24 protein-coding genes are annotated in these 23,709 nt (G+C 35.6%); 8 read left to right on the top strand and 16 right to left on the bottom strand.

Features of this window, described 5'->3' with window-relative positions; all coding sequences use genetic code 11:
• Position 1: 1 nt before the first annotated feature.
• The 7 genes from EZ428_RS03335 to EZ428_RS03305 form a co-directional block, all read right to left on the bottom strand.
• Positions 2 to 2,515: a heavy metal translocating P-type ATPase gene (locus EZ428_RS03335; RefSeq protein ID WP_317126445.1), complete on the bottom strand. Its 2,514-nt coding sequence runs from the start codon at positions 2,513 to 2,515 to the stop codon at positions 2 to 4.
• Positions 2,516 to 2,701: 186 nt separating this feature from the next.
• Positions 2,702 to 3,526 (bottom strand): 4,5-DOPA-extradiol-dioxygenase, encoded by an 825-nt coding sequence (gene ygiD, locus EZ428_RS03330; RefSeq protein ID WP_131551684.1) that lies wholly within the window; start codon positions 3,524 to 3,526, stop codon positions 2,702 to 2,704.
• Between the two features lie 67 nt (positions 3,527 to 3,593).
• Positions 3,594 to 4,157, bottom strand: a complete 564-nt coding sequence (locus EZ428_RS03325; RefSeq protein WP_131551683.1) for a helix-turn-helix domain-containing protein — start codon at positions 4,155 to 4,157, stop codon at positions 3,594 to 3,596.
• A complete protein-coding gene (locus EZ428_RS03320) occupies positions 4,158 to 4,664 on the bottom strand; it encodes a DUF3347 domain-containing protein (protein ID WP_165501698.1) in 507 nt (168 codons plus the stop codon).
• Positions 4,665 to 4,681: 17 nt separating this feature from the next.
• The gene (locus EZ428_RS03315; protein ID WP_131551681.1) at positions 4,682 to 5,545 is read right to left on the bottom strand and encodes a hypothetical protein; all 864 of its coding nucleotides are present in this window, start codon (positions 5,543 to 5,545) and stop codon (positions 4,682 to 4,684) included.
• Between the two features lie 2 nt (positions 5,546 to 5,547).
• Positions 5,548 to 6,084 (bottom strand): heavy-metal-associated domain-containing protein, encoded by a 537-nt coding sequence (locus EZ428_RS03310; RefSeq protein WP_165501697.1) that lies wholly within the window; start codon positions 6,082 to 6,084, stop codon positions 5,548 to 5,550.
• A gap of 88 nt (positions 6,085 to 6,172) precedes the next feature.
• Positions 6,173 to 6,574, bottom strand: coding sequence for an HYC_CC_PP family protein (locus EZ428_RS03305; RefSeq protein WP_131551679.1), 402 nt, complete (start codon positions 6,572 to 6,574; stop codon positions 6,173 to 6,175).
• A 213-nt stretch (positions 6,575 to 6,787) separates the two neighbouring features.
• Here EZ428_RS03305 and EZ428_RS03300 point away from each other — a divergent pair, with 213 nt between their 5' ends.
• The 4 genes from EZ428_RS03300 to EZ428_RS03285 all read left to right on the top strand — a co-directional run bounded on the left by EZ428_RS03300 (position 6,788) and on the right by EZ428_RS03285 (position 10,679).
• Entirely contained in the window at positions 6,788 to 7,498 is a 711-nt protein-coding gene (locus EZ428_RS03300) for a peptidylprolyl isomerase (protein ID WP_131551678.1), read from the top strand.
• Positions 7,499 to 7,568: 70 nt separating this feature from the next.
• On the top strand, positions 7,569 to 8,336 hold the full coding sequence (locus EZ428_RS03295; protein ID WP_131551677.1) for an exodeoxyribonuclease III: 768 nt from the start codon (positions 7,569 to 7,571) through the stop codon (positions 8,334 to 8,336).
• A gap of 83 nt (positions 8,337 to 8,419) precedes the next feature.
• Positions 8,420 to 9,661 carry an imidazolonepropionase gene (gene hutI, locus EZ428_RS03290; protein WP_131551676.1) on the top strand — a complete coding sequence of 414 codons (1,242 nt, stop codon included), beginning with the start codon at positions 8,420 to 8,422 and terminating at the stop codon, positions 9,659 to 9,661.
• Complete coding sequence (locus EZ428_RS03285) at positions 9,654 to 10,679, top strand: formimidoylglutamase (RefSeq protein WP_131551675.1); 1,026 nt, start codon at positions 9,654 to 9,656, stop codon at positions 10,677 to 10,679. The genes hutI and EZ428_RS03285 overlap by 8 nt, the downstream gene beginning before the upstream one ends.
• On the opposite strand, the gene EZ428_RS23910 is transcribed toward EZ428_RS03285, so the two are convergent.
• The 8 genes from EZ428_RS23910 to EZ428_RS03250 all read right to left on the bottom strand — a co-directional run bounded on the left by EZ428_RS23910 (position 10,642) and on the right by EZ428_RS03250 (position 18,251).
• Complete coding sequence (locus EZ428_RS23910; RefSeq protein WP_165501696.1) at positions 10,642 to 10,803, bottom strand: hypothetical protein; 162 nt, start codon at positions 10,801 to 10,803, stop codon at positions 10,642 to 10,644. The two genes, EZ428_RS03285 and EZ428_RS23910, sit on opposite strands and share 38 nt — an antisense overlap.
• Before the next feature lie 44 nt (positions 10,804 to 10,847).
• A complete protein-coding gene (locus EZ428_RS03280; protein WP_131551674.1) occupies positions 10,848 to 11,414 on the bottom strand; it encodes a 5-formyltetrahydrofolate cyclo-ligase in 567 nt (188 codons plus the stop codon).
• Between the two features lie 198 nt (positions 11,415 to 11,612).
• Positions 11,613 to 12,173 carry an elongation factor P gene (gene efp, locus EZ428_RS03275; protein WP_131551673.1) on the bottom strand — a complete coding sequence of 187 codons (561 nt, stop codon included), beginning with the start codon at positions 12,171 to 12,173 and terminating at the stop codon, positions 11,613 to 11,615.
• Positions 12,174 to 12,933: 760 nt separating this feature from the next.
• The gene (locus EZ428_RS03270) at positions 12,934 to 13,548 is read right to left on the bottom strand and encodes an ABC transporter ATP-binding protein (protein WP_131551672.1); all 615 of its coding nucleotides are present in this window, start codon (positions 13,546 to 13,548) and stop codon (positions 12,934 to 12,936) included.
• Between the two features lie 89 nt (positions 13,549 to 13,637).
• Positions 13,638 to 14,432 (bottom strand): acyl-ACP--UDP-N-acetylglucosamine O-acyltransferase, encoded by a 795-nt coding sequence (lpxA, locus tag EZ428_RS03265; protein ID WP_131551671.1) that lies wholly within the window; start codon positions 14,430 to 14,432, stop codon positions 13,638 to 13,640.
• Positions 14,432 to 15,841, bottom strand: coding sequence for a bifunctional UDP-3-O-[3-hydroxymyristoyl] N-acetylglucosamine deacetylase/3-hydroxyacyl-ACP dehydratase (locus EZ428_RS03260; protein WP_131551670.1), 1,410 nt, complete (start codon positions 15,839 to 15,841; stop codon positions 14,432 to 14,434). The genes lpxA and EZ428_RS03260 overlap by 1 nt, the downstream gene beginning before the upstream one ends.
• 2 nt (positions 15,842 to 15,843) lie before the next feature.
• Positions 15,844 to 16,914, bottom strand: a complete 1,071-nt coding sequence (lpxD, locus tag EZ428_RS03255) for a UDP-3-O-(3-hydroxymyristoyl)glucosamine N-acyltransferase (protein WP_131551669.1) — start codon at positions 16,912 to 16,914, stop codon at positions 15,844 to 15,846.
• A 113-nt stretch (positions 16,915 to 17,027) separates the two neighbouring features.
• Positions 17,028 to 18,251, bottom strand: a complete 1,224-nt coding sequence (locus EZ428_RS03250) for an HD domain-containing protein (RefSeq protein WP_131551668.1) — start codon at positions 18,249 to 18,251, stop codon at positions 17,028 to 17,030.
• Positions 18,252 to 18,352: 101 nt separating this feature from the next.
• Here EZ428_RS03250 and porX point away from each other — a divergent pair, with 101 nt between their 5' ends.
• The 4 genes from porX (at position 18,353) to EZ428_RS03230 (ending at position 22,476) form a co-directional block, all read left to right on the top strand.
• Positions 18,353 to 19,906 carry a T9SS response regulator signal transducer PorX gene (porX, locus tag EZ428_RS03245; protein ID WP_131551667.1) on the top strand — a complete coding sequence of 518 codons (1,554 nt, stop codon included), beginning with the start codon at positions 18,353 to 18,355 and terminating at the stop codon, positions 19,904 to 19,906.
• A 95-nt stretch (positions 19,907 to 20,001) separates the two neighbouring features.
• Complete coding sequence (gene tsaE, locus EZ428_RS03240) at positions 20,002 to 20,430, top strand: tRNA (adenosine(37)-N6)-threonylcarbamoyltransferase complex ATPase subunit type 1 TsaE (protein WP_131551666.1); 429 nt, start codon at positions 20,002 to 20,004, stop codon at positions 20,428 to 20,430.
• Positions 20,431 to 20,562: 132 nt separating this feature from the next.
• Positions 20,563 to 21,789, top strand: coding sequence for an alanine dehydrogenase (locus EZ428_RS03235; protein WP_131551665.1), 1,227 nt, complete (start codon positions 20,563 to 20,565; stop codon positions 21,787 to 21,789).
• A 3-nt stretch (positions 21,790 to 21,792) separates the two neighbouring features.
• Positions 21,793 to 22,476: a M15 family metallopeptidase gene (locus EZ428_RS03230; protein WP_131551664.1), complete on the top strand. Its 684-nt coding sequence runs from the start codon at positions 21,793 to 21,795 to the stop codon at positions 22,474 to 22,476.
• Positions 22,477 to 22,507: 31 nt separating this feature from the next.
• On the opposite strand, the gene EZ428_RS03225 is transcribed toward EZ428_RS03230, so the two are convergent.
• Positions 22,508 to 23,698 carry an MFS transporter gene (locus EZ428_RS03225; RefSeq protein WP_131551663.1) on the bottom strand — a complete coding sequence of 397 codons (1,191 nt, stop codon included), beginning with the start codon at positions 23,696 to 23,698 and terminating at the stop codon, positions 22,508 to 22,510.
• Positions 23,699 to 23,709 lie beyond the last annotated feature (11 nt).

Here is a 23,709-nt window from a genome sequence, read left to right as displayed (position 1 = left end):
CTTAAATTTTAACCGTTCTTAAACGAAGTGCGTTTCCTATTACTGAAACTGAACTGAAACTCATTGCTAAAGCAGCAATCATAGGTGATAATAATAAACCAAATACAGGATATAAAACACCCGCTGCTATAGGAATTCCTAATACATTATAGAAAAATGCAAAAAACAGGTTTTGCTTAATGTTTCTCATCACATGGTGACTTAATTTTTTTGCCCTTACAATGCTCTGCAAGTTACCTTTTACTAGGGTTATTTTTGCGCTTTCGATTGCAACATCCGTCCCTGTTCCCATTGCAATACCAACATCTGCTTGCGCTAAAGCGGGAGCGTCGTTAATTCCATCGCCTGCCATTGCTACAATTTTTCCTGTTGCTTGCAATTTCTTAATTTCCTTAAGTTTATCCTCGGGCAAACAACCTGCCTTAAACGAACTTAATTTTAATTCTTCTGCTACTGTTTTGGCTGTGTTTTCATTATCTCCAGTAAGCATAATCACTTCAATTCCTTGGTTTAGTAGTTCAGCAATTGCATTTTTACTTGTCTCTTTTATTGCATCAGTAATGGTTATGTATCCAGCAATTTGCTCATCAATAGCGATATAAGAAACGGTCTTTCCTAGTTGCTGTTCGGCTATAACTTTCTCTGCTATTGAAGCGGAAACAATTGCCCCAATATGCTCCATCAATTTTTGATTGCCAAGCGATATCTTTGAGCCTTCGTAAGTTCCTACTACACCTTTACCAACAATGGTTTCAAAATCATTTACTGACACCAGCTTAACGCTTTTTGCTTTGGCAAAATCTACCACGGCCTTTGCTAAAGGATGTTCGCTTTGCTGATTTAAGGAAGCTATTTTCTTAAGCAAATCATCTTCATTATTATCAAATGAAACTATTTTTTCCAAAGAAGGTTTTCCTTCTGTTATCGTTCCTGTTTTATCTATAACTAAAACATCTACTTTATTCATTTTCTCCAGGGCCTCAGCATTTTTTATCAAAACGCCAACTTGAGCACCTTTGCCGACACCAACCATAACAGACATTGGCGTTGCCAAACCCAAAGCACAGGGACAAGCAATAATCAATACGGCAACAGCATTAATCAATCCGTAAATTAACCGAGGTTCTGGACCAAATTGTTGCCAAATGAAAAAAGTAATAATAGCAATAACAACTACAATTGGAACGAAATATTTCGCTATGGTATCTGCCAGTTTTTGTATTGGAGCTCTTGAACGACTAGCGTCTTCAACCATTTGAACAATTTGAGCAAGTAAGGTTTCCGAACCTATTTTATCTGCTTGCATGACAAAGGATCTTGTTCCGTTTATGGTGCCCGCAATTACATTGTCTCCTTCTTTTCTATCAGCCGGAATTGGCTCTCCAGTTATCATGGACTCATCAACACTACTAAAACCCTGATTTATTTTACCGTCTACAGGTATTTTATCCCCAGGTTTTACACGTAATAAATCTCCCTTTTTTATATCGTGAATTGATATCGGTTGATCTATACCATTTACAACTACTATTGCTTCTGTAGGTGCCAATTTTAACAATGCTTTAATTGCCCCGCTTGTTTTATCATGCGCTTTTGCTTCCATTAACTGCCCTAACAACACAAGCGTTAAAATAACAGTCGTGGCTTCAAAATAGAGATGTACTGAACCATGATCGCTTTCAAACTCTTGAGGAAAAAGATGGGGAAATAATAGTCCAAAAACACTAAAAAGAAATGCAACCCCAGCACCAATCCCTATTAGCGTAAACATGTTTAAATTCCAAGTGATGATTGATTTATAAGCTCTTACAAAAAACATCCAACAGGTATAAAAAACAACAGGTATTGAAAGAATAAATTGCACCCAATTCCATTTCTCATCATCCATTATTCGATTTAAAGGATTAGGATGAAACATACCAACCATTGCAATAATAAATATTGGAATAGTGAAAAGAAGGGAAATTTTCATCTTCCCTAAAAGATTTTTATAGCTTTTGTTTTCTTCGCTAATAGACGTTTCTTTCCTTACTAGGTCCATCCCACAGATAGGGCAATCTCCTGGCTTATCAGTTATAATTTCGGGATGCATTGGGCAGGTATATTCAACCGAATGATTGATAATTGGCTGTTGTACCAAATCCATTCCGCAAACAGGGCAACTTCCTGCTTTATCATAAACTTTATCTCCTTCGCAATGCATTGGGCAATAGAATTTACCTGCCTGAGCAGGATGTACTATTATCGGCGCTTTTTGATGTGTATGTGTTGCGCAACACGATTTTTTTTCTTCTGTTGAAGCTCCACCGCTTGGTAAACTAATTTGATAATGGTTTCCCAAAGCTTGTTGTAAAACTGCTAAATCAATATGGTTGGTCATTGTTATTTTTGCAGATTTGGTGTCTTTAGAAACATCAACTGCCGTAACTTCTGGCAACAACAATAAACTGCTTTTAACTTTATTTTCACAACCAGAACAGGTCATTCCGGTAACTTGATAATTATGTGTCATCATTTTAAATTTGATATACAAAATTATAACAAGCAGACTGAGCCTTTGTTACATAATAACCGATAAGATTTACATAATTTTAAATAGTTATCGTCATTACCAGCTCGACTGTTAATCTTAATGCGGAGGAAAGATGATTAAAGCATAACGCTTTACGATTCCCGTTTTCACGGCAATCACGAAGTCGAATTACCCAATCTGCACAGAAGTCATTGTAAGAGAACCACCAACGGCTTTATCATTAAACAAAGTAGCCCCTTCTTTTTCATTTTGCAAACCCAGTGTATACATTAATGGCAAATAATGTTCTGGTGTTGGAATACCTAACATGACATCACTTCCCATGGTTTGATAATTGATTAACGCTTGATGGTTTTTATTTAAAATGGCATTTTTAAACTTATCGTTCGCTTCAATAGCCCAGTCATAACCTCCGCCATTTATCATTTCCCAACTTACCATTCTAAGATTGTGAACCATATTGCCACTACCTAAAATCAGCACTCCTTTTTTGCGCAATGTGCATAATTCCTTTGCCAAATTATAATGATACTGCGCATCTTTTGTGTAGTCGATACTTAATTGCAAAACAGGAATATTTGCTTTAGGAAACATGTGTTTAATCACCGACCAAGCGCCATGATCTAAACCCCAATCGTGATCTAAAAAAATGTCTGTAGATTTTACTAAATCTGAAGTTTCTTTTGCTAACTGCGGATTACCAGGAGCTGGATATTGCACATCAAAAAGGGCCTGTGGAAAGCCTCCAAAGTCGTGAATTGTTGGTGGCATATCCATTGCCGTAATTTTAGTTCCCTTGGTAAACCAATGTGCCGACACCACTAAAACAGCTTTTGGCACAGGAATGTTCTGAGCAATGTCAATCCACTTTGAGCTAAATTCATTTAATTCAATGCCATTCATAGGTGAACCGTGCCCCATAAATAGAACCGGCATGAATGCTGTTGCATCTAGCCCTGAAGTGAACTTTTTAAATTGATTTAGCGTTTCCATCTTTATCGTTTTACTTGTACAAATTTACGTAGAACGATATTTTAAAACGTTGATGTAAGATAAGAACTCAAACTTCATTCAGCGTTTTGCGTTCCAATTTTTTGTTAGATTTATAGGCCGATGGTGTTAAGCCTGTTACTTTTTTAAACTGCGTTGATAGATGAGCAACACTGCTGTAGTTTAAGTCGTAAGCAATTTCACTTAACGATTTTTCTCCGTAGGCTAGCAATTCCTTAACCTTTTCGATTTTTTGTGCGATGAAGTATTTTTCAATGGTTTGACTTTCGTGCTCAGAAAAAGCAGCGCTTAAATTAGCATATTCAATGCCTAATTTTTCACTCAAATAATCCGATAAATTAAGCTTCAGTATTTCTTTAGAATAATGAACCAATTCAATAATCACCGTTTTAACTTGCTCAACTAGCTGTTGCTTTTTTTCAGTTAAAAGCTCAAAACCGAATCTATCTAAAGCGAGCTTCAAGCCATTCTTCTCTTCTTCACTTATATTTTCTTGCTCAATTTTTACTTCTCCCAATTGAATAGAAATAGGGTTAAAGCCAAGTTTTTCTAACTCAGCTTTAACCACCATTTTACATCGGTCGCACACCATATTTTTGATATACAGCCTCATCTATTTTTTCGCAATAGTTTCTGTTACTTCACCACAGTCATACATCATACTGCCATAAAATGGATTTTGAACATCTTCCACTTCATTTAACCAGCTTTTTTTCGCCATTGGACAATATTGCACATAAACTACTTCGCTGTTTAATTTAAAAGCTTTAGCCAAATTAATCATGGCAGTAGAAACCGCCCAAAAGCTCTGTCTTTGTACTTTAATTACTTTTTCATTGCTTATTGCTAAGGCCGCAGTTTTAATTTTTGCAGTTTCTGTTTTCCATAATGCTTGCTGACTTGCAGCTAATTTTTTGGTTGGAAAACTTTCAATGTTAGTTAACAAAACTTTAGTGTTCTGACTTGCTAAAGTTGCGTTGTCTTTTGCCAAAGCATTTTTAATGTTAAAATAGGCATTTAAAGTTTTATCAAACTCGGTTTTTGTTGTCGCTGTTTGCGCTTTTGCGACAGAGAAAATTGTGATGCTGAATACAGCAATCATTACTAATATTTTTTTCATCTGTTTAAATTTTATTTTCATTTCTTACTTAATGCGTTAAAAAAATTAAATTCTATTCTTGCTAAATACATGTTTTTCAAATATCTATTTGGCATATTTCCTGTTGCTTGAAAACGATAACCTACATCTATTCTCGTTTTGCTGTTTAAAATTACTTGAATAGCTGGGGCCAAATCTAGGTACGAATTTCCATTTGCGGGATTAGTCTTCCCTAGTACTTCAAAATACAAATTAAAGTTAGGTTGGTTGTAGTTTTTATAGACAAAAGGGAGCAATAAATATCCTGATGAAAGGCTGTAATTAAACATTTCATTAGGCATTTTCATTGCCATAAACATTGGTGTCGGCGAATGAAACATCATGCCTGGATCAAAGTACAGCATATCTTCTTGCTTTTTAAAAGTACTACTGTAACCAAGCGTGGCTGATAATGCCAATTTGTGAATCAATTGTGTAAAGACTAACCCGCCTTGCCAACCAGAATTATCTCCTTCTAAATTAATGTCTTCACTAACCATATCACGTTTACTTGTGCTTACTCTGCCATAAAGCGCCCCACGAAAATGGCTGTGATCATTATCCATAGACAAAAACCTATACTTTGCATAAAAACTTCCACCTTCTACCCGATATTTTCCATCCATATCAGACATAAAACCTTGCAGGTGAAACATTAGGCTCTTATTCAGCCCAACCATACCTTCAACAATCGTTCTATTTGTAAAGCTTGGTTTAAACATCCCCTCGTTGGTTAAACGAATAGCGATTGAATTCTTTGGCATATTACTAGCAGGCTCAGTAAAAACATAGAGTTCTTGAGCAAAGGCAGATTGATTAAAGCCAATAAATACCAGCAGTAATCCTATCAATTTCCTTATCATTTTTATATGCTTAAGTGATAAATTCTAGTCTTTTTACCATTGATAATTCCAGTACCACTTGGATAAGAATCAAACTTTACGGTTGCCGATTTCTGTTTAAATGCAGCATTAGAAATGAAGCTTTTATCTATTACACTCACTTTAACCGATCCGTTTAAAACCTTACTTTTTACATTGGCAAAACGATAAACATTTGAACCTACAATTGCTTGTCCTTCTTCATCAATTTTTACTTGATTAAAGTTTACTGTAGCATCTAGTTTTCCAACAGAAAAACCTGCTTCCTTAACCTTTTTGTTCAATTGGTCGAAGTTTACCACTTTGTCTTTTTTGAAGGTAATCACAAATAGGTTTTTATTTAAATCTGGTGTTACATTACTTACATAATCTAAAGTACGCAAAGACTTTTCAGTAGCTTGAGAACACATAGAACAAGTTAATCCTGTTACTTGCATTTCTACTGTAGTAATTTGTTGAGCCGACACTTTGTTTATAGCAAAAAGCATCAAAAAACTGAATATGATTTTGGTCGTTTTCATCTTGAAATTTTTATAAATGAGTAAATATTCATCTCCCCGATGGGAAAAAAAACAATGCATAAGGATAATACTTAGCTTAGCTCATTATCTAATTTCTAAAAACGCAGTTGAAAATGTGTAAAGCCACGCCCTTGGACTTGGGTGGTGCTTTGTTTACAACCTTACTAAAATAAGAAGGTAAAACTTGACTTAATAAATCAGCAAATTTTGGATGTAATAATGTTTCAAAACTAAATAGTTTTGGTAATTTGAAAGCACTCTCTACTTGATGAGAATCCTTAACCTTAGCGTCAATCTTGGTGTTTTTACAACAACCATCATCCTTTTTATCTGTAGTTTTTGCGTTGCAATATTTACAAGCTACTTGTGCATTTGTAACTGAAACAGAAGCTAATTTGCCGCCACAAAAATGAATGCTCAAAGCCACGCCAATTACGCTTAAAAGGTAAAAGATGCAAAGGCCTATTGCTGATTTTTGCTTTAACTTCATTATTAACAAAGCTATACATAATTTTTTGAATTGAGATTTCATCAATTGTTAAAAAATGGTAAATTAAAACTATCATTGATTTTAAGCCACAGATTAGCAGATTCTTATGAGCAATAATTCTATTATCCAAAAGTAATCTGCTAATCTGTGGCTACCTTTTTAGTTATAATCTCTTCCAATTTTTAAATACCTTAGCATAAATTCATTTTAAGTATGAAAAAACTCTTTACACTTCTCTTAAGCCTTTGTTTAGTTACTGCTTTTGCTGCAAAACCTAAAAATCAATATGTAAAAATTACAACATCTAAAGGTGAAGTGATTATTAAACTCTACAATGAAACACCTTTACATCGTGATAATTTTTTAAAGTTAGCTAAGGAAGGTTTTTTTGATGGCACATTATTTCACAGGGTGATAAAAGCTTTTATGATTCAAGGAGGGGATCCCGATTCTAAAAATGCTGTAGCTGGCGCTGCGCTTGGAGAGGGCGGGCCGAAATACACCATTCCTGCAGAATTTGTAGATAGTTTATTTCATAAAAAGGGCGTATTAGCCGCGGCCAGAGAAGGTGATGCTGCTAATCCAACAAAGGCTTCAAGTGGCTCTCAATTTTATATCGTTCAAGGAAAAGTATGGAACGATTCTACTTTAAATGCTGTTGAGAAAAACAGGATGAAATTTAAAATTCCAGAATGGCAACGTCAGGTTTACAAAACTATTGGCGGCACACCACATTTAGATAGAAATTACACTGTTTTTGGCGAAGTGGTAAAAGGTTTAGAAATGGTTGATAATATTGCGGCTGAGCCAACAGCAAAAGGAGACAGGCCTATAACTGATGTAAAAATGACCATTACTATATTGAAGAAAAGAGAAGCAAAAAAACTAGAAAAAGAACTGAAAAAAGCTGCAATAAACAAGTGAAGATAAATGGTTTGGAGCAAATGCTTATCCACCCAGTCTCGCTACTTGATACTAAATACTTGATACTAAAATGAAAATTATCTCCTATAATGTAAATGGCATTAGAGCCGCCTCAACAAAAGGTCTTTTTAATTGGCTACAAGCTACAGATGCAGATATGGTTTGTTTGCAAGAAGTGAAAGCCTTAAAAGAACAAATCCCCGAAATTATTGCCCTGATAGAGCAATTAGGCTATCACCATTATTGGTTTCCTGCAGAGAAAAAAGGATATAGCGGTGTTGCCATTTTAACAAAGATTAAACCTAACAACATTTCTTATGGCTGTGGTGAATCTTGGATTGATGCCGAAGGAAGGGTTTTAAGAGCCGATTTTGATACCTTTTCTTTAATGAGTTTATATATGCCATCAGGTTCTAGTGGCGATGAAAGACAAATCAAAAAGTATGAGTTTATGAAGTTTTTTGATGTCTATATTGATGAAATCAGAAAAGAACATCCTAACTTAATTATCTCTGGCGATTATAACATCTGCCATCAAGCAATAGATATTCATAACCCAAAATCTAATGCTAATTCATCTGGGTTTTTACCCGAAGAACGTGAATGGATGGAGTTGTTTATGAATAATGGCTTTATAGATTCGTTCAGGCATTTTAATAAAGACCCACATCATTACACATGGTGGAGTTATAGAGCTGGTTCTAGAGGTAAAAACTTAGGTTGGCGAATTGATTATCACTTGATAAGCAGGCCTATGGAAAGCAGGCTAAAAAATGTTAAGATATTACCTGACGCCTTGCATTCTGACCACTGTCCGGTATTGCTGGAATTAGCATAAAGTTTAACTGGTTAATTGTTGTAATTGGTTAACTGTAACCGGGCTCAATTAACCAATTTTACAATTTAAACATTTAACCAAAAATGCTCATTATAAACATCAAAGGGCTAGTAGGCGTCCACCCAAAAGAGAAAATTTCTCTTCGTGGTAATGAAATGGCCAATTTGCCCGTTTTAGAAAATGCCTGGCTCTTATTAGAAGATGGGTTAATTAAAGATTTTGGTTTGATGAGTGAAATCCCATCTTCCATTTTACATCTTCCATCTTCCATCAATGCCAAAGGCAAATTCGTTTTCCCTTCTTGGTGCGACAGCCATACACACATTGTTTTTGCTGCTCCAAGAGAAGAGGAGTTTGTAATGAAAATTGAAGGGAAAACTTATGAAGATATCGCTGCAGCTGGCGGGGGAATTTTAAACTCAGCAAAAAAACTAGAACAAGCAACCGAAGATGAGCTTTTTAAAAGGGCAAGCCTACGGTTAGCCGATATGATTAAGCAAGGAACTGGTGCGGTAGAAATAAAAAGTGGCTATGGTTTAACCGTAGAAAGCGAGCTGAAAATGTTGCGAGTTATCAGAAGATTGAAAGAAGCTTTTCCTATTCCAATTAAAGCAACATTACTAGCAGCACACGCTTATCCCTTAGCTTATAAAGAAAATCATAAAGGTTATATTAATTTGATTATCGCCCAATTATTACCTTTAGTTGCCAAAGAAAATTTAGCTGATTATATTGATGTTTTTTGCGAAAAAGGATTTTTTTCTATCGCAGAAACTGATGAAATTTTATCCGCTGCTGCGAAATACGGATTGAAACCAAAAATCCATGCTAACCAGCTTTCAATTTCTGGAGGTGTTCAAATTGGCGTAAAGCATAATGCCATTTCAGTAGACCATTTAGAAGAAACAGACAATGAAGTTTTATCAACTTTAGCTCATAACGAAACCATTGCAACACTTTTACCTTCCTGTTCCTTTTACTTAGATATTCCTTTTGCAAATGCCAGAGGTTTAATCAATAACAGTGCAAAAGTTGCCATTGCAACAGATTATAATCCAGGTTCAACACCATCAGGAAATATGAATTTCGTAGTTTCCTTAGCCTGTATTAAACTAAAAATGTTGCCAGAAGAAGCGATCAATGCAGCTACTTTAAATGGAGCCGCAGCAATGGAACTCAGCAATCAAATGGGAAGCATCGCCATTGGCAAAAAGGCAAATTTATTCATTACTAGAGCGATGCCTTCTTTGGCATTTTTGCCTTATAGTTTCGGCCAGAGCCAAATTGAAACAGTTATTTTAAACGGGGAAATTTATAATGGATAGCTTTAAAATTTACACGCAGAGCGATATCGATTTATTGATAAATGAGAGAGTTGCCGAGGAAAAACTAGGTCAACATGTTTATGTTTATGATTGTCCAACCTGTGCAGAAGGCGAAATAAATATTCAAGCTTTGATGGATTCCCCTGCTCAATATGTTTTACTTGGCATTCCTGAAGATATTGGCGTAAGGGCAAATTTAGGTATAGCTGGTACAAAAACTGCGTGGAATTCAGCTCTAAAAGCATTGTTAAACATTCAGAGCAATCCGTTTTTATCTGGGGAGGAAATCTTGGTTTTAGGACATTTCGAAATTGAGGAGCCAACAGACGCAAGTTTACAAGGATTAAGAAAAAAAGTAAATACTATTGATGCTTTGGTTTACCCAATTATTCAGAAAATAGTTAATGCTGGCAAAGTTCCAATCGTTATTGGTGGCGGACATAATAATGCAGCGCCAATTATCGCTGGAGCATCTATGGGAACTGGTGGACATAAAATTAATGTAGTAAATATTGATGCCCATGCAGATTTAAGGGACAGGGCAGAAGGAAGGCACAGCGGCAATGGTTTTAGCACAGCATTAGGTAGCGGCTATTTGAATCAGTATAAAATATTTGGCTTGCACCAAAATTATGTGAACCAAACCTTACCTAATTATATTGCAGCTAATCCAAATATCAAGGCATTTTACTTCGAAGATTTGCTGCAAAGCCCAAAATCTGTATCAGAAAATTGGAATGATTTTATTGCTGATTTAGCTGACCCCAGCGGTTTAGAAATCGACTTAGATAGCATAGAAAAAGTCTTATCTAGTGCTCAAACGTCATCGGGTTTTGAATTAAATGATATTAGAAATATCCTCTTATCCAACAGGAAAAATTTCGCTTATTTGCACATTTGTGAAGGTGCAACAGAAATGGAAGATGGCAGAGTTGATATTAAAACAGGAAAGACAATTGCCTATCTAATTACTGATTTTATTAAAGCTCTTCAGCCTCATATTTCTCAGAAGCCTTAAGCATTAATTCCATTTCTGCTATTTGAGCAGCCGTTAATGGATCTTCTTGTTCTTGCATTTCGAAAATGGCAATCATGGTTTCTTCGTAATGTTTTGCAGAAGTTATTTTGAATTCCTTTTCCATTTTAATGCGTATTGAGATGTGCGTATTGAGATTAATGCTTTCTACTAATCTTTAAATATATAAATTTGATTTGGTGTAATGCATTTATCCAATCGGATATCATTCAAATGTACATCAATAATTTCTTCTACCGCATCAAAAAATGATAGTCCTATTTTTTGTGTAGCTAATTTCGACAAAAAGCGGTCATAAAAACCTTTTCCATAACCAACCCTATATCCTTTTTTATCAAATGCCAGCAAAGGAACAATTACCATGTCTGGTGTTGTCGTAAATAGTTTTGCTTTTTGAGGTTCTGGAATATGATAATGATTGTTAAGCAGGTCTTCTTTATCTAGATAAGAATGATGACTCATGATACTTGTCTTAAAATCTGCCTTTGGTATTACAATTTCTATTTCTGGGTGTTGTTGTTGCAACCAATCGATAATTAAAAAAGTATCTGGCTCCTTTTGATGAATGATTGGCAAGAAGATATGTAAGCTTTTAATATTCGATAAATCGAGCTTTTTAAACTGCGCTAACAACTTTTCGTTTAACTCTTGGAGATTATCCTCGGTTAAAGCACTGCGTTGATTTAAGGCTTGTTTTCTTAAGGCTGATTTAAGCATATACAAACTTACAAAAGAGATTGTCAGTCTGAGCTTGTCGAAGACTAATTTGTCTAAAATCCTTCGACTACGCTCAGGATGACATTACAAAAAGAAGCCGCAGGTTTACTGATTGATTTAATCAGCGAATCTGCGGCTATGACAAAATTTGTTAAGGAACTATAATCTTGAAAATCTTATAATCCTTAAATCCTACTCCTATTTTACTCTCTCTACGTATTCTCCAGTGCGAGTATCAATTTTAACTCTGTCACCTTGGTTAACAAACAAAGGAACTTTAATTTCCACATTGTTTTCTACTGTTGCCGCTTTTAAAGCATTGGTAGAAGTATCACCTTTTACTGCTGGCTCCGAATAAACAACCTCCATTTCAACAAAATTTGGAAGACTTGCTTGAATCGGTTCTTCGCTTTCAATAGCTACTAAAATGCTCATTCCTTCTTTCAAGAACTTAATAGATGGGCCAAATAAAGATTTAGCCACATTAAATTGCTCATAAGAATTGTTATCCATAACCACCAAAGAGTCACCCTCTTCATATAAGTATTGATAATCATTAGTCTCTACGCGGCAAATCTCCACAACCTCGTCTGTGTTCATACGAGCTTCAATAAGCCTTGATGTTTTAATGTTACGAAATTTACCAGTGTAAAATGCTCCGCCTTTACCTGGTGTGCGGTGATTCCACTCTTCTACTGTAACTAGTTCATTGTTTACACGAAGAATGTTACCTACTTTTATTTCTGATGCTTTTGCCATGATGTTTTAAAAATCACTAATTATTTGGTCTTCTTTTTTTGAAGGCGCAAGGTAAAAAAATATTTTCTAAAAAAGCTTTAAAAAAAGATAGCTTCGGGAACCACTCCGAAGCTACAATCAACCTAAACCTAAAACTAAACTATGAAATTCTTATTATATTAAAATTGCTTTATCTTCTTATTTAGAAACTTGAAGCAATCTATTTTAATCAATTTGTACGATATTTAGCTATTAATTCCGCCTTGTTTCGTGGCGCAAAGGTATATACTATATTTCAATTATGCAATAGCAAATTAAAAATATTTTTATAGTATGGTTTTAAAGAGAAATAGACTAGTTTTTTGCGAAAAATTTAACATAATCAACATTAAATTAATAGGAAAAGCGAAGACGGCTTAGGGGTTAAAGCAAGCCTGGCTTTACGCTAAATCTTTTAATTATCCTTCGACTATGCTCCGGATGCCATTAAAAAGGGTAACGCTTCTCCCGATAGCTATCTGGACCTGTTTATAAACGAAGGCTTTTGCAACTATTTAGGGTTGCAAACTGTCAAAAGAACTACTGGCTCTGTTAAATAAACCCGATTGTAGTGAACACGTAGGGTTAGCCCTTGCGGCTAACCACGAAGTAAAACGGAAAGCGGGACTGTAATTGCCAAAAGCTTCTGATAATCATTTCCCAAAAACAACTATAATTATCCATATAGTTATTAGACGAATCGTTGTATACCAGCAATATTCATCCGATGATGGCTAAAAACCTATTTATAATCAGAAATACTCAGTAAGTTTTTGCAGAAGCCGTATTCATGCTCTTGATTAGACCCTACGATAACCATTTTATTTGGAGCAAACTTTTCGATGAGCTGCAAATACCAATCTACACCTTGTGTGTCTAAGTTTGAGGTAGGCTCATCTAAAAATAAAAGTGGTGTATTGGAGCAACAAGCCAAGGCAAGCTTGGTTCTTTGTTTCATTCCAGAGGAGAAGTGTTTTAAAGCCTTGTCTTGTGATTTCTTTAACCCAAGCAGGCCCAACACCTCGGCGGCATTTAATCCATGGGCATAAGCCTTAAATTGAAAGTGAAAATCGATGGTTTCTTGTAAAGTGAATTCTTCTACTAAATCTAAATACGGCGCAGCAAAGCTGATGTATTGATATACATCCTCAACCCTAATTACCTCCAGATTTGAATACCCGATTTCGCCTTCCGAAGGGGTTAAGCTTCCCAATAAAATACTTAACAAAGTAGATTTTCCAGAACCATTCGGGCCTAAAACAGCATATTTTTCGCCATGCTTAAACGTATAGTCTATATTTTTAAATATCCATTCTTTATTAAACCGGCGACCAACGTTGTTTAGGGAGATATTCATTTAGTATTGCGTATTGAGATATGCATATTGAGAGATATAAGACTTAACCTTACCTTCAACCCTCAGCCTTGAAACCTTAGGCCTTAAGATTATCGTTCCTTGCTTCCTGTACCAAAACCTCTCATTACCCCACGGTTAGAGTTGCGAATAAAATCTACAATTTCATCACGTATTTCGGTTGGCTGGAATTCTGCTTCTATGATATCTAAAGCTTTGGTAACGTTATTGTTTTTTACAAACAACACACGATAAATCTCTTGAATTTCGTTAATCTTTTCTGGAGAAAAACCCCTTCTACGCAATCCAACTGAATTGATACCTACGTAAGAAAGTGGCTCTCTAGCCGCCTTAACATAAGGAGGAACGTCTTTACGAACCAATGAACCACCAGTTACAAAAGCATGTGAACCAACTTTTACAAATTGGTGAATAGCAACCAAACCTGCCAATACCACATAATCTCCAATGGTAATGTGACCTGCTAAGGTTGTGCTGTTAGAGAATATGCAATAATCACCTACTTCACAATCATGCGCAACGTGAGAATAAGCTTGTATTAAGCAGTTTTTTCCAATAACCGTTTTCCATTTGTCTTTTGTACCACGGTTAATGGTTACACATTCGCGAATGGTTGTATTATCACCGATTTCTGCGGTAGTAACCTCACCTGCAAATTTTAAATCTTGCGGAACACCAGAAATTACAGAGCCTGGAAAAATGCGGCAGTTTTTACCAATTCTTGCGCCATCCATTATCACAACGTTAGAACCAATCCAAGTGCCTTCCCCAATTTCTACATCTTTGTGAATTACAGCAAATGGCTCAACTACAACATTATCTGCAATTTTTGCTTGTGGGTGTATATATGCTAACGGTTGTATCATTATGCTGTTTCGCTTTCTTTAACTCTTGAAATTTGAGCCATCATTTCGGCTTCAACTACTATTTTTTCTCCTACCATTCCAATGCCCTTCATCTGTGCAATTCCCCTACGAATAGGCTCCATTAAATCGCATCTAAATATAATCGTATCTCCGGGCAATACTTGTGCTCTAAAACGCACGTTATCTATTTTCAAGAAATAAGTTAGGTAATTTCTTGGGTCTGGAACTGTACTTAAAACCAAAATTCCACCAACCTGAGCCATGGCTTCTATTTGGATTACACCAGGTAATACAGGTGCTCCGGGAAAATGTCCTCTAAAAAAATCCTCATTCATTGTTACATTTTTAACGCCTACAACGTGAGTTTTAGAAAGCTCTAATACTTTATCTACAAACAAAAATGGTTGTCTATGAGGCAAAATATCCATGATCTGCATTACATCATACAATGGTTTTGCATTTGCGTCATAAACCTTTTGTATTTTCTTGCCTTTTTCTTTTTTAATTGCTGCCTTAATCTTTTTAGCAAAAGCAACATTTGCTGCATGACCAGGTCTTGCTGCCATGATATGGCCTTTTAAGTGAACGCCAACCAAAGCTAAATCACCGATCATATCTAACAGTTTATGGCGAGCTGGTTCATTTTGATAACGCAACTCCATATTGTTCAATATTCCTTGTGGGGCAACCTCTATGGCACTTCTATTGAAAATTTTGGCTAAGTGTTCTAATTCTTCTTTAGTTACTTCTTTATCTACAATAACAATGGCATTATTTAAATCGCCTCCTTTAATTAGGTTGTTTTGTAATTGATATTCTAATTCATGCAAAAAGCAAAAAGTTCTACATGACGCTATTTCTTTCTTAAACTCAGCAATGCTAGATATTCCTGCGTGTTGACTTCCTAAAACAGGAGAATTATAGTCAATCATACAAGTAAAACGATAGTCATCTAATGGCATTGCCACAATTTCTACCTTTCTATCTTCTTCTGTATAAGTGATGTTATGAGGAATGGTGAAATATTCTCGGTCAGTTTCTTGAGAAGCAACGCCAACCTCTTCTAATGCTTCAATAAACTTAATAGAGCTTCCATCCATAATTGGTGTTTCTGGCCCATCTAGTTTTAACAAAACATTATCCAAATCCATACCAACCAGGGCCGCCATTACGTGCTCAACTGTACTTACACTTGCTCCATTTTGAGTAATTGTAGTCCCTCTGGCTGTATCCGTAACATTATCACAGTCTGCATCTACAATTGGCTGACCAGGAAGGTCTATTCTTTGAAACTTAAAACCGTGATTGTCTGGTGCAGGGCAAAAAGTTAACGTAACATTTGCTCCAGTGTGCAAACCTACGCCAGCCACAGAAATTTCACTTTTTATAGTTTTTTGCTTAACGTTCATTCTTATTTTTGTATTGTACCTATTTGTTCTATAATAGCTGTTAATTCTGCTATCTTGGCCTCTAAATCTCTTATGCGTTTATCAACTTCTGGCAATTTTTTAAAAATTACAGTAGAGCGCATCCATTCTTTTAATGGCTGTGCAGGGCTACCATGCCATTGTTTATTTTCTTCGGTATTAAAATTAATTCCTGCTTGTGCGCCGATCTGAGTGCCCTTACCCAAATTCAAATGACCTGCAATACCAACCTGACCTCCAATAACTGAATTATCACCCAGTTTTGTACTTCCCGATATTCCTGTTTGAGCAGCAACTACAGCATGAGCGCCAACATCCACATTGTGTGCAATTTGAATTAGATTATCCAATTTGGCTCCTTTGCGGATAAAAGTAGAACCCATTGTTGCTCTATCAATTGTTGTATTTGCACCAATTTCCACATCGTCTTCTATAACAACGTTCCCAATCTGTGCAATCTTATTATAGGTCCCATCTGCTTGTGGGGCAAAGCCAAAACCATCACTACCTATTACCGCGTTTGAATGTATGGTTATTTTGTTTCCTAATATAGAGCGGTTATAAAGCTTAACCCCAGGAAAAATGATGTTATCACTTCCAATTTTAGAATCTTTACCAACATACACTTGCGAATATATTCTGGTGTTATCTCCTATTTCAACATTTTCTTCTATGCTACAAAAAGCGCCAATAAATACGTTCTTTCCAATTTTTGCTGTCGGGTGTATAAAACAAGGTTGGACTATCCCTGCTGGAGCGTAATCATGATTTAATGCTTCATTATATTTTTCTAATAAGACAGAAAAAGCGCTATACGGGTCTTTAACTTTTACTAAAGTAGCGCTTACTGGTTGTGTTGGTACAAAATCACTAGAAACGATTACCACCGATGCTTTTGTAGTGTATAAATAATTCTCATACTTAGGATTAGACAGAAAACAAAGCGAGCCATTGCTGCCATCTTCTATCTTAGAAAGCTCCCCAACTTTTACGGTTTCATCTCCTTCGATGGTTCCATCTAAAAACTCGCTTATCTGCTTGGCAGTAAATTGCATCTTACAAAGTTAAATGTTAAATTGATATGAACAAATAAACAACATTCCTTAATCTTACCACAAGGATAAGACTGTTTAACTGGTAAAAGGTTATTTTATTATGTTAAAAAATGCTAAATATCTCTTGTATAGCAAAGGATGTGCTTTTTTACCGTCTTATCTAAAGATTCTAAGTTAGACAAATCTGATGCTTTTGCAATATCTACCAAATCATTATTCTTCATTAAAATATTGATATTACTATTACCCGCATTGTATGCCCTGTTTCTAATGGTGTCTGTAAAAACAAAATAAGCAACATCATCCTCTTCTAGGTTTAACGCTAAAGCTGTTTGAACAGCTAAATGTTCTATTCTAGCAGCACCTGGTTCTGCATTGCTAATTTCTACTTTATATAAATTTCGAGAGTTTAACATTTTACAAAGCTTAGACAAAATCATATCATCATGGTTTTCCCAAACCTTTATGGCAGCATAAATATCTTGGTCGTCTAGTTTTGAAAATTGCAGTAAATGATTTTCGCCTTCAAAAAAATTATGCTCTGTAATATCGTTCTGCAAGAAATGTTGTAATGCTGGCGTAGCGAATAATATTTCTCCTGCAGATGCTAATTCTTTTGCTCTTTCTAATATTTTAACCAACAATTGTTCTGCTGCAATAACGGTTTTATGTAAGTAAACCTGCCAATACATTAATCTACGAGCAATCAAGAATTTTTCTATCGAGTAAATCCCTTTTTCTTCGATTACCAAATTATCATCAACGACGTTGAACATTTTAATGATTCTATCAAAGCTAATTACACCTTCACTTACACCCGTAAAAAAGCTATCGCGATTAAGGTAATCCATCCTATCTAAATCTAGCTGCCCAGAAATTAGTTGACAGAAAAAACCACGATGATAGTTTCCTTTGAAAACATTAATTGCAGCTGTTAGTCGTCCGTTAAATTCTTCATTCAACTTATCCATCATCACCATAGAAATGTCTTCATGGCTAATTCCGTTGACTAGCGTATGCTCCAATGCATGAGAAAATGGTCCGTGACCTATGTCATGCAATAGGATAGCAATGGTTGCGGCTTCATCTTCTTCTGGAGAAATATAATGTCCTTTATTTCTAAGAACCTCTAATGCCAAACTCATGAGGTGCATTGCGCCTATGGCGTGATGAAAACGCGTATGAATTGCTCCTGGATAAACCAAATGAGTCATTCCTAGCTGTTTAATATACCTTAACCTTTGAAAATAAGGATGCGAAATCAGGTCGTAAACTAATGCAGATGGTATGGTAATAAATCCATAAACGGGGTCGTTTATTATTTTCTTTTTGTTCAATTCTTAAAAATAAATTATACGGTACAAAAATTGCTATTTTTATCGACAGTAGAAAAGACCAGCTCTTTTAAAAACTTTAAATTACATAAAAAGTATATATAATGCAGGAAACCAAAATTTTATGGGCCGATGATGAGATTAACCTATTAAAACCACATATATTATTGCTCAACGAAAAAGGATATCACGTAACTACTTTCACAAATGGTAACGATGCTTTAGAAGCCTTTGGAAAAGAACATTTCGATTTGGTTTTTCTAGATGAAAATATGCCTGGATTAAGTGGCTTAGAAACACTGTCTGCAATTAAAAATATCCGCTCAGATGTACCCGTTGTTTTAATCACTAAAAGTGAAGAAGAAAACTTAATGGAAGATGCCATTGGTTCTAAAATAGACGACTATCTGATTAAGCCGGTTAATCCGAAACAGGTTTTGCTAACCATAAAGAAAATTATAGATAACAAACGTTTGGTTAGCGAAAAAACTTCATCAGCATACCAACAAGATTTTAGAAATATTGGCATGACTTTAAATGACCGCTTAAGCTATGAAGAATGGGTAGACATTTATAAAAAATTAGTTTTTTGGGAACTTGAATTAGAGAAGTTAGACGACCCACAGATGCATGAGATTTTAACCATGCAAAAATCTGAGGCCAATATGCAATTCTCTAAATTTATTGAAGACAATTATTTGGGATGGGTTAATGGAAAAGAAAAAGCACCATTATTATCTAATGAATTATTAAAGAAAAAAGCATTTCCTTTAATTAATGATAAGACACCTGTTTTTTTCATTCTGATTGACAATTTACGTTACGACCAATGGAAAATCATAAACCCTCTAATTAGCGAATATTTTAGACTGGAAGAAGAAGACACTTACTCAAGTATTTTACCTACCGCAACCCAGTACGCTCGTAACGCTATTTTTTCAGGCTTGATGCCTTTAGATATGGAAAAAAGATTCCCTGCATTGTGGCAAAATGATGATGATGAGGGAGGAAAAAACATGCATGAGGAAGCTTTTTTAGCAGACCAAATTAAACGAAGCTTACGTAAAGATTGCAAGTTCAGTTATCATAAGATTTTAACTTTTGACCAAGGTAAAGACTTAACAGAAAAAGTAAGTAATTTAATGGATAATGAGTTTAATGCCATTGTTTACAACTTTGTCGACATGCTGTCTCATGCTCGTACAGATATGCAAATGATTAGGGAACTGGCTAACGACGATGCCGCTTATCGTTCTTTAACTTTATCGTGGTTTGAGCATTCTCCTTTATTAGATTTATTAAAAAAGATTTCTCAAAAACGAGTTAAATTAATCATTACTACAGACCATGGAACAATTAGGGTTAAACACCCTAGTAAAGTAATTGGAGATAGAAATACAAACACCAATTTGCGTTATAAGCAAGGAAGAAACCTTAATTATAATGCTAAAGATGTTTTCTTAATTAAAAATCCACACGAAGCAAAACTGCCTAAAATAAACATAAGCTCAAATTATATTTTTACCAAGGAAGATAAGTATTTCGTTTATCAAAACAACTACAATCAGTTTGTTAATTACTATAATGAAACGTTTCAACATGGCGGAATTTCATTAGAAGAAATGATTATCCCAGTGGTTACATACAGTTCTAAGTAAAAAGCCTCACCCCTTAATCCCCTCTCCAGAAAAGAGGGGGCAGAAGTGAAAATTTACTTCGGACTTTCGGACTGGCTTTTTTTTATCTTTGCAAAATGAAATCCATTTCTATAAATAGCACGGCTGAGTTAAATTCCGTAGCAGGGCAATTATTAGCATTTGCAAACGGTAATAAATTTTTCATTTTCGAAGGTGAAATGGCTGCAGGAAAAACGACTTTTATTAAGGCTTTTTGCTCCGTTCTGGGAGTCAAAGACGTGGTGAGCAGTCCTACTTTTTCTATCGTTAACGAATATGAAAGCAAAGCCGGATTAATTTATCATTTCGATTTTTATAGATTGAAAACCCAACAAGAGGCTTATGATATTGGTTATGAAGAATATTTTTACAGCGGCGATTATTGTCTTGTAGAATGGCCAAGCAAAGTAGAAGGCCTTTTACCAGAAAAGTACATCAAGGTAGAGATTTTAATTACTGGTGAAGAGCATAGAACATTTACTTTTAATGATGAGGTAAATGGCTAATAATTGATGGTTCATTGCCTGTCTGTATGTATCCTATCTGGCTATTGACCATCAACCGTCAACTATCAACCGTTTTCTCGTTCTTTCAAAAAATTTCCGTATCTTCAAACACCTAAAAACTACCAGATTATCATGGCTACAGGATTAAGAGAAGGCATGGCCGCTATTGCTCAGAGAGGATTAATGCAGACCCAAGAGGAGATGCTGGAAACCAACCAAAAAAGCAATAATCTATACATCGGTATCCCAAAGGAAACTTCATTTCAAGAATGTAGAATTGCACTGACTCCACTTTCTGTTGCGCTGTTGGTTAATAATGGGCATCGAGTGGTAATTGAATCTGGAGCGGGTGTTGCCGCAAACTTTACAGACAAAGACTATAGCGAACAAGGGGCTCAAATTTCTTACAGCAAAAAAGACGTTTACGCGGCAGATATCATTGTTAAAATTGCCCCACCAACATTAGAAGAGGTGGGTTTAATGCGCAAAGGGCAAACTTTAATCTCAGCCTTACAAATTGGAACTTTAAAAGAAGCCAATTTAAAAGCAATTCTTCATAAAAAAATTAATGCCTTATGCTTTGAGAACTTAAGAGATGAAGGTAATGTTTTAAGTGTAGTACGTGCCATGGGCGAAATTGTAGGCTCAGCTTCTATATTTATCGCAGCAGAATATTTAAGTAGCGCATTTGGTGGTAAAGGTTTAATGTTAGGTGGTTTTACAGGTGTTCCGCCTACTGAGATTGTAATTCTAGGTGCGGGAACTGTTGGTGAATATGCTGCTAGAACAGCGCTTTCTTTAGGTGCAGAAGTTAAGGTTTTTGACAGCTCTATTTTTAGGTTAAGACGCTTACAAAATAATTTAGGAAGTCGGGTTTTTACTTCAGTTATGCAGCCAATTGTACTTGCGAAAGCAATTACAACTTGCGATGTGGTGATTGGAGCTATTCGCTCTGAACATGGCCGCAGCCCTTGTTTGGTGATGGAAGAAACCGTTGCCAGAATGAAACCTCACTCTGTGGTGGTTGATGTAAGCATTGACCAAGGTGGTTGTTTCGAAACTTCTGAGGTTACAAATCACAAAGACCCTGTTTTTAGAAAACACGATGTGATTCATTATTGTGTGCCAAATATTGCATCAAGAGTCCCTAGAACAGCATCTTATGCCTTGACTAATATCTTTGCCCCAATTCTAGTTGATATAGGCGATATGGGCGGACTAATGAATTTGGTGTGGAATAAACCAGGAATTCGCGAAGCTTTATATGCTTATCAAGGTCACTTAACCAATAAAGATTTAGCCAATATTTACAATCTTCCTTTTAAAGATTTGGAATTATTAGTTGTTTCTAATCAATAGCAAATGAAAAATTGTATAATCCTTTTCTTTTTATCTATTTGCCTTACTTCTTGCGCACAGAAAAATGCACAAAACCCTTATGGTTTAAAAATTATTAATGACTATAGAGCATACAAAGCTGATTATAACGCCAATCCCAATAACGAGTTAATTGAGATCAAAAAAGCTATTCCCTCTGTGGTATTAGACATCCGCTATGCGACAAAAAATAATTTTATGCAGCAAGTGATGTATAATCAAGCAAAGGCATTTGCCAGAAAACCTGTTGTAGAACATCTTAAAAAAATTCAAGCGGTTTTAAAAACAAAAGGCTACGGACTAAAAATATTTGATGCTTATCGCCCTTATGCCATTACACTTGCCTTCTGGGAAAAAGCAAGTGATAAAAACTTTGTAGCAAATCCAAATAAAGGCTCTAAACATAATCGTGGCTGTGCAGTAGATTTAACCATCATAGACTTTAAAACGGGCAAAGATGTGCCTATGCCTACACCGTATGATAGTTTTGCGCCAGAAGCAGCTCCACACTTCGAAAAACTTCCTGCGACAATCATCAAAAACAGAGATTTTTTAATTGCAACGATGCAAGCCAATGGTTTTAAAGTAATCTATAACGAATGGTGGCATTTCGATTTTAACGGATGGCAAGATTATGATTTGATGGATATTCCGTTTGAGAAACTTTAATCCCTTCTACCATTTAGTCCCAAGTTCGAATCTAATTTTCATTTTCAGGAGCTATTTGAAGAGGTTTTGGCTTGTAAATAAATTGAAGATAGATTAATCCTATAAAAGTAATGCCGGTGCAGATGTAAAATATACTTGGTATTGTTGCCACATCATTAATAAAGATACTTCCTGCTAATAAAGCTCCTAACCCTATCCCAACTTCCATGAAGATATACATTGTAGCAACAGCTTTTCCCCTGTGGCCAGGCTTGCTTAAATCAATTGTCCATGCAGTTACGCTAGGAGATAACATTCCCGTTGCTACTCCATAAATTGCAGATGCTGTCATTAAGAGAAATTCTGAGTTTGCAAAAGCTATTCCTAAAAGAGAAACCATTAAAATTGAAAGGGAAATCCGTAAAATTACCATTCGTCCGTATTTATCAGAAACCTTCCCTGCAATAAATCTAATGAGCAGTGAAGCAAGTGTAAACACCATAAAAAACAATCCCTTATTGCTTGTCCCTAAATGATGACTCCAATCTGAAATTACAGTTAAGATTACACCATAACTAATATAACTCCATAAAACGATCAACGCTGCCGGAAGAACCTGCCATTCGATAATGTCTGCTTTTTTGATTTTTAAATGAGCTGCCTTAAACCTTTGCTTGTTAGGCAATGTCTCTTTCATGTTTGCTAAAATAACGATGGATAGCAACGCAAAAAGCGACGAACAGTAAAATAGCATATCAATAGAAAAATGATCTGTTATGGCGCTTCCAATTGCAGGTCCAATAGCCAAACCCGTGCTAAAACAAACACCATGAACACCCATTGCTTCGCCCCATCTATCAGGAGGAACCAAATCTGCAACATAAGCAGAAGTTGCAGTTGGTTTAAAACCAGTAGAAAAACCATGTAATAACCTCAAGAATAGAAATCCTGCAACTGATGTTAATATTGGATATAAAAATCCGCATAAAAAACAAACAATAGAACCCACCGCCATTACGGGAACACGGCCAATGGTGTCTGTTAACTTTCCGCTAAAAGGACGAGAAACTCCAGCGGTTAAGGTAAAAAGTGCAATAATTAACCCCTTATATTCAGAACCACCTAAAGCCGATAAGTAAGCTGGCAACTCTGGAATTAGCATATTAAAACTAGCCGAAAAAAGAAAAGAACTTAAACAAACCAATCCGAATTGTAGGGTATAAATACTCGATGAAGGTTGCAAAAGATGATCAA

The sequence above is a fragment of the Pedobacter frigiditerrae genome, assembly GCF_004331645.1.
Classification (GTDB): domain Bacteria; phylum Bacteroidota; class Bacteroidia; order Sphingobacteriales; family Sphingobacteriaceae; genus Pedobacter; species Pedobacter frigiditerrae.
This window is presented reverse-complemented; position numbering and strand designations above follow the sequence as displayed.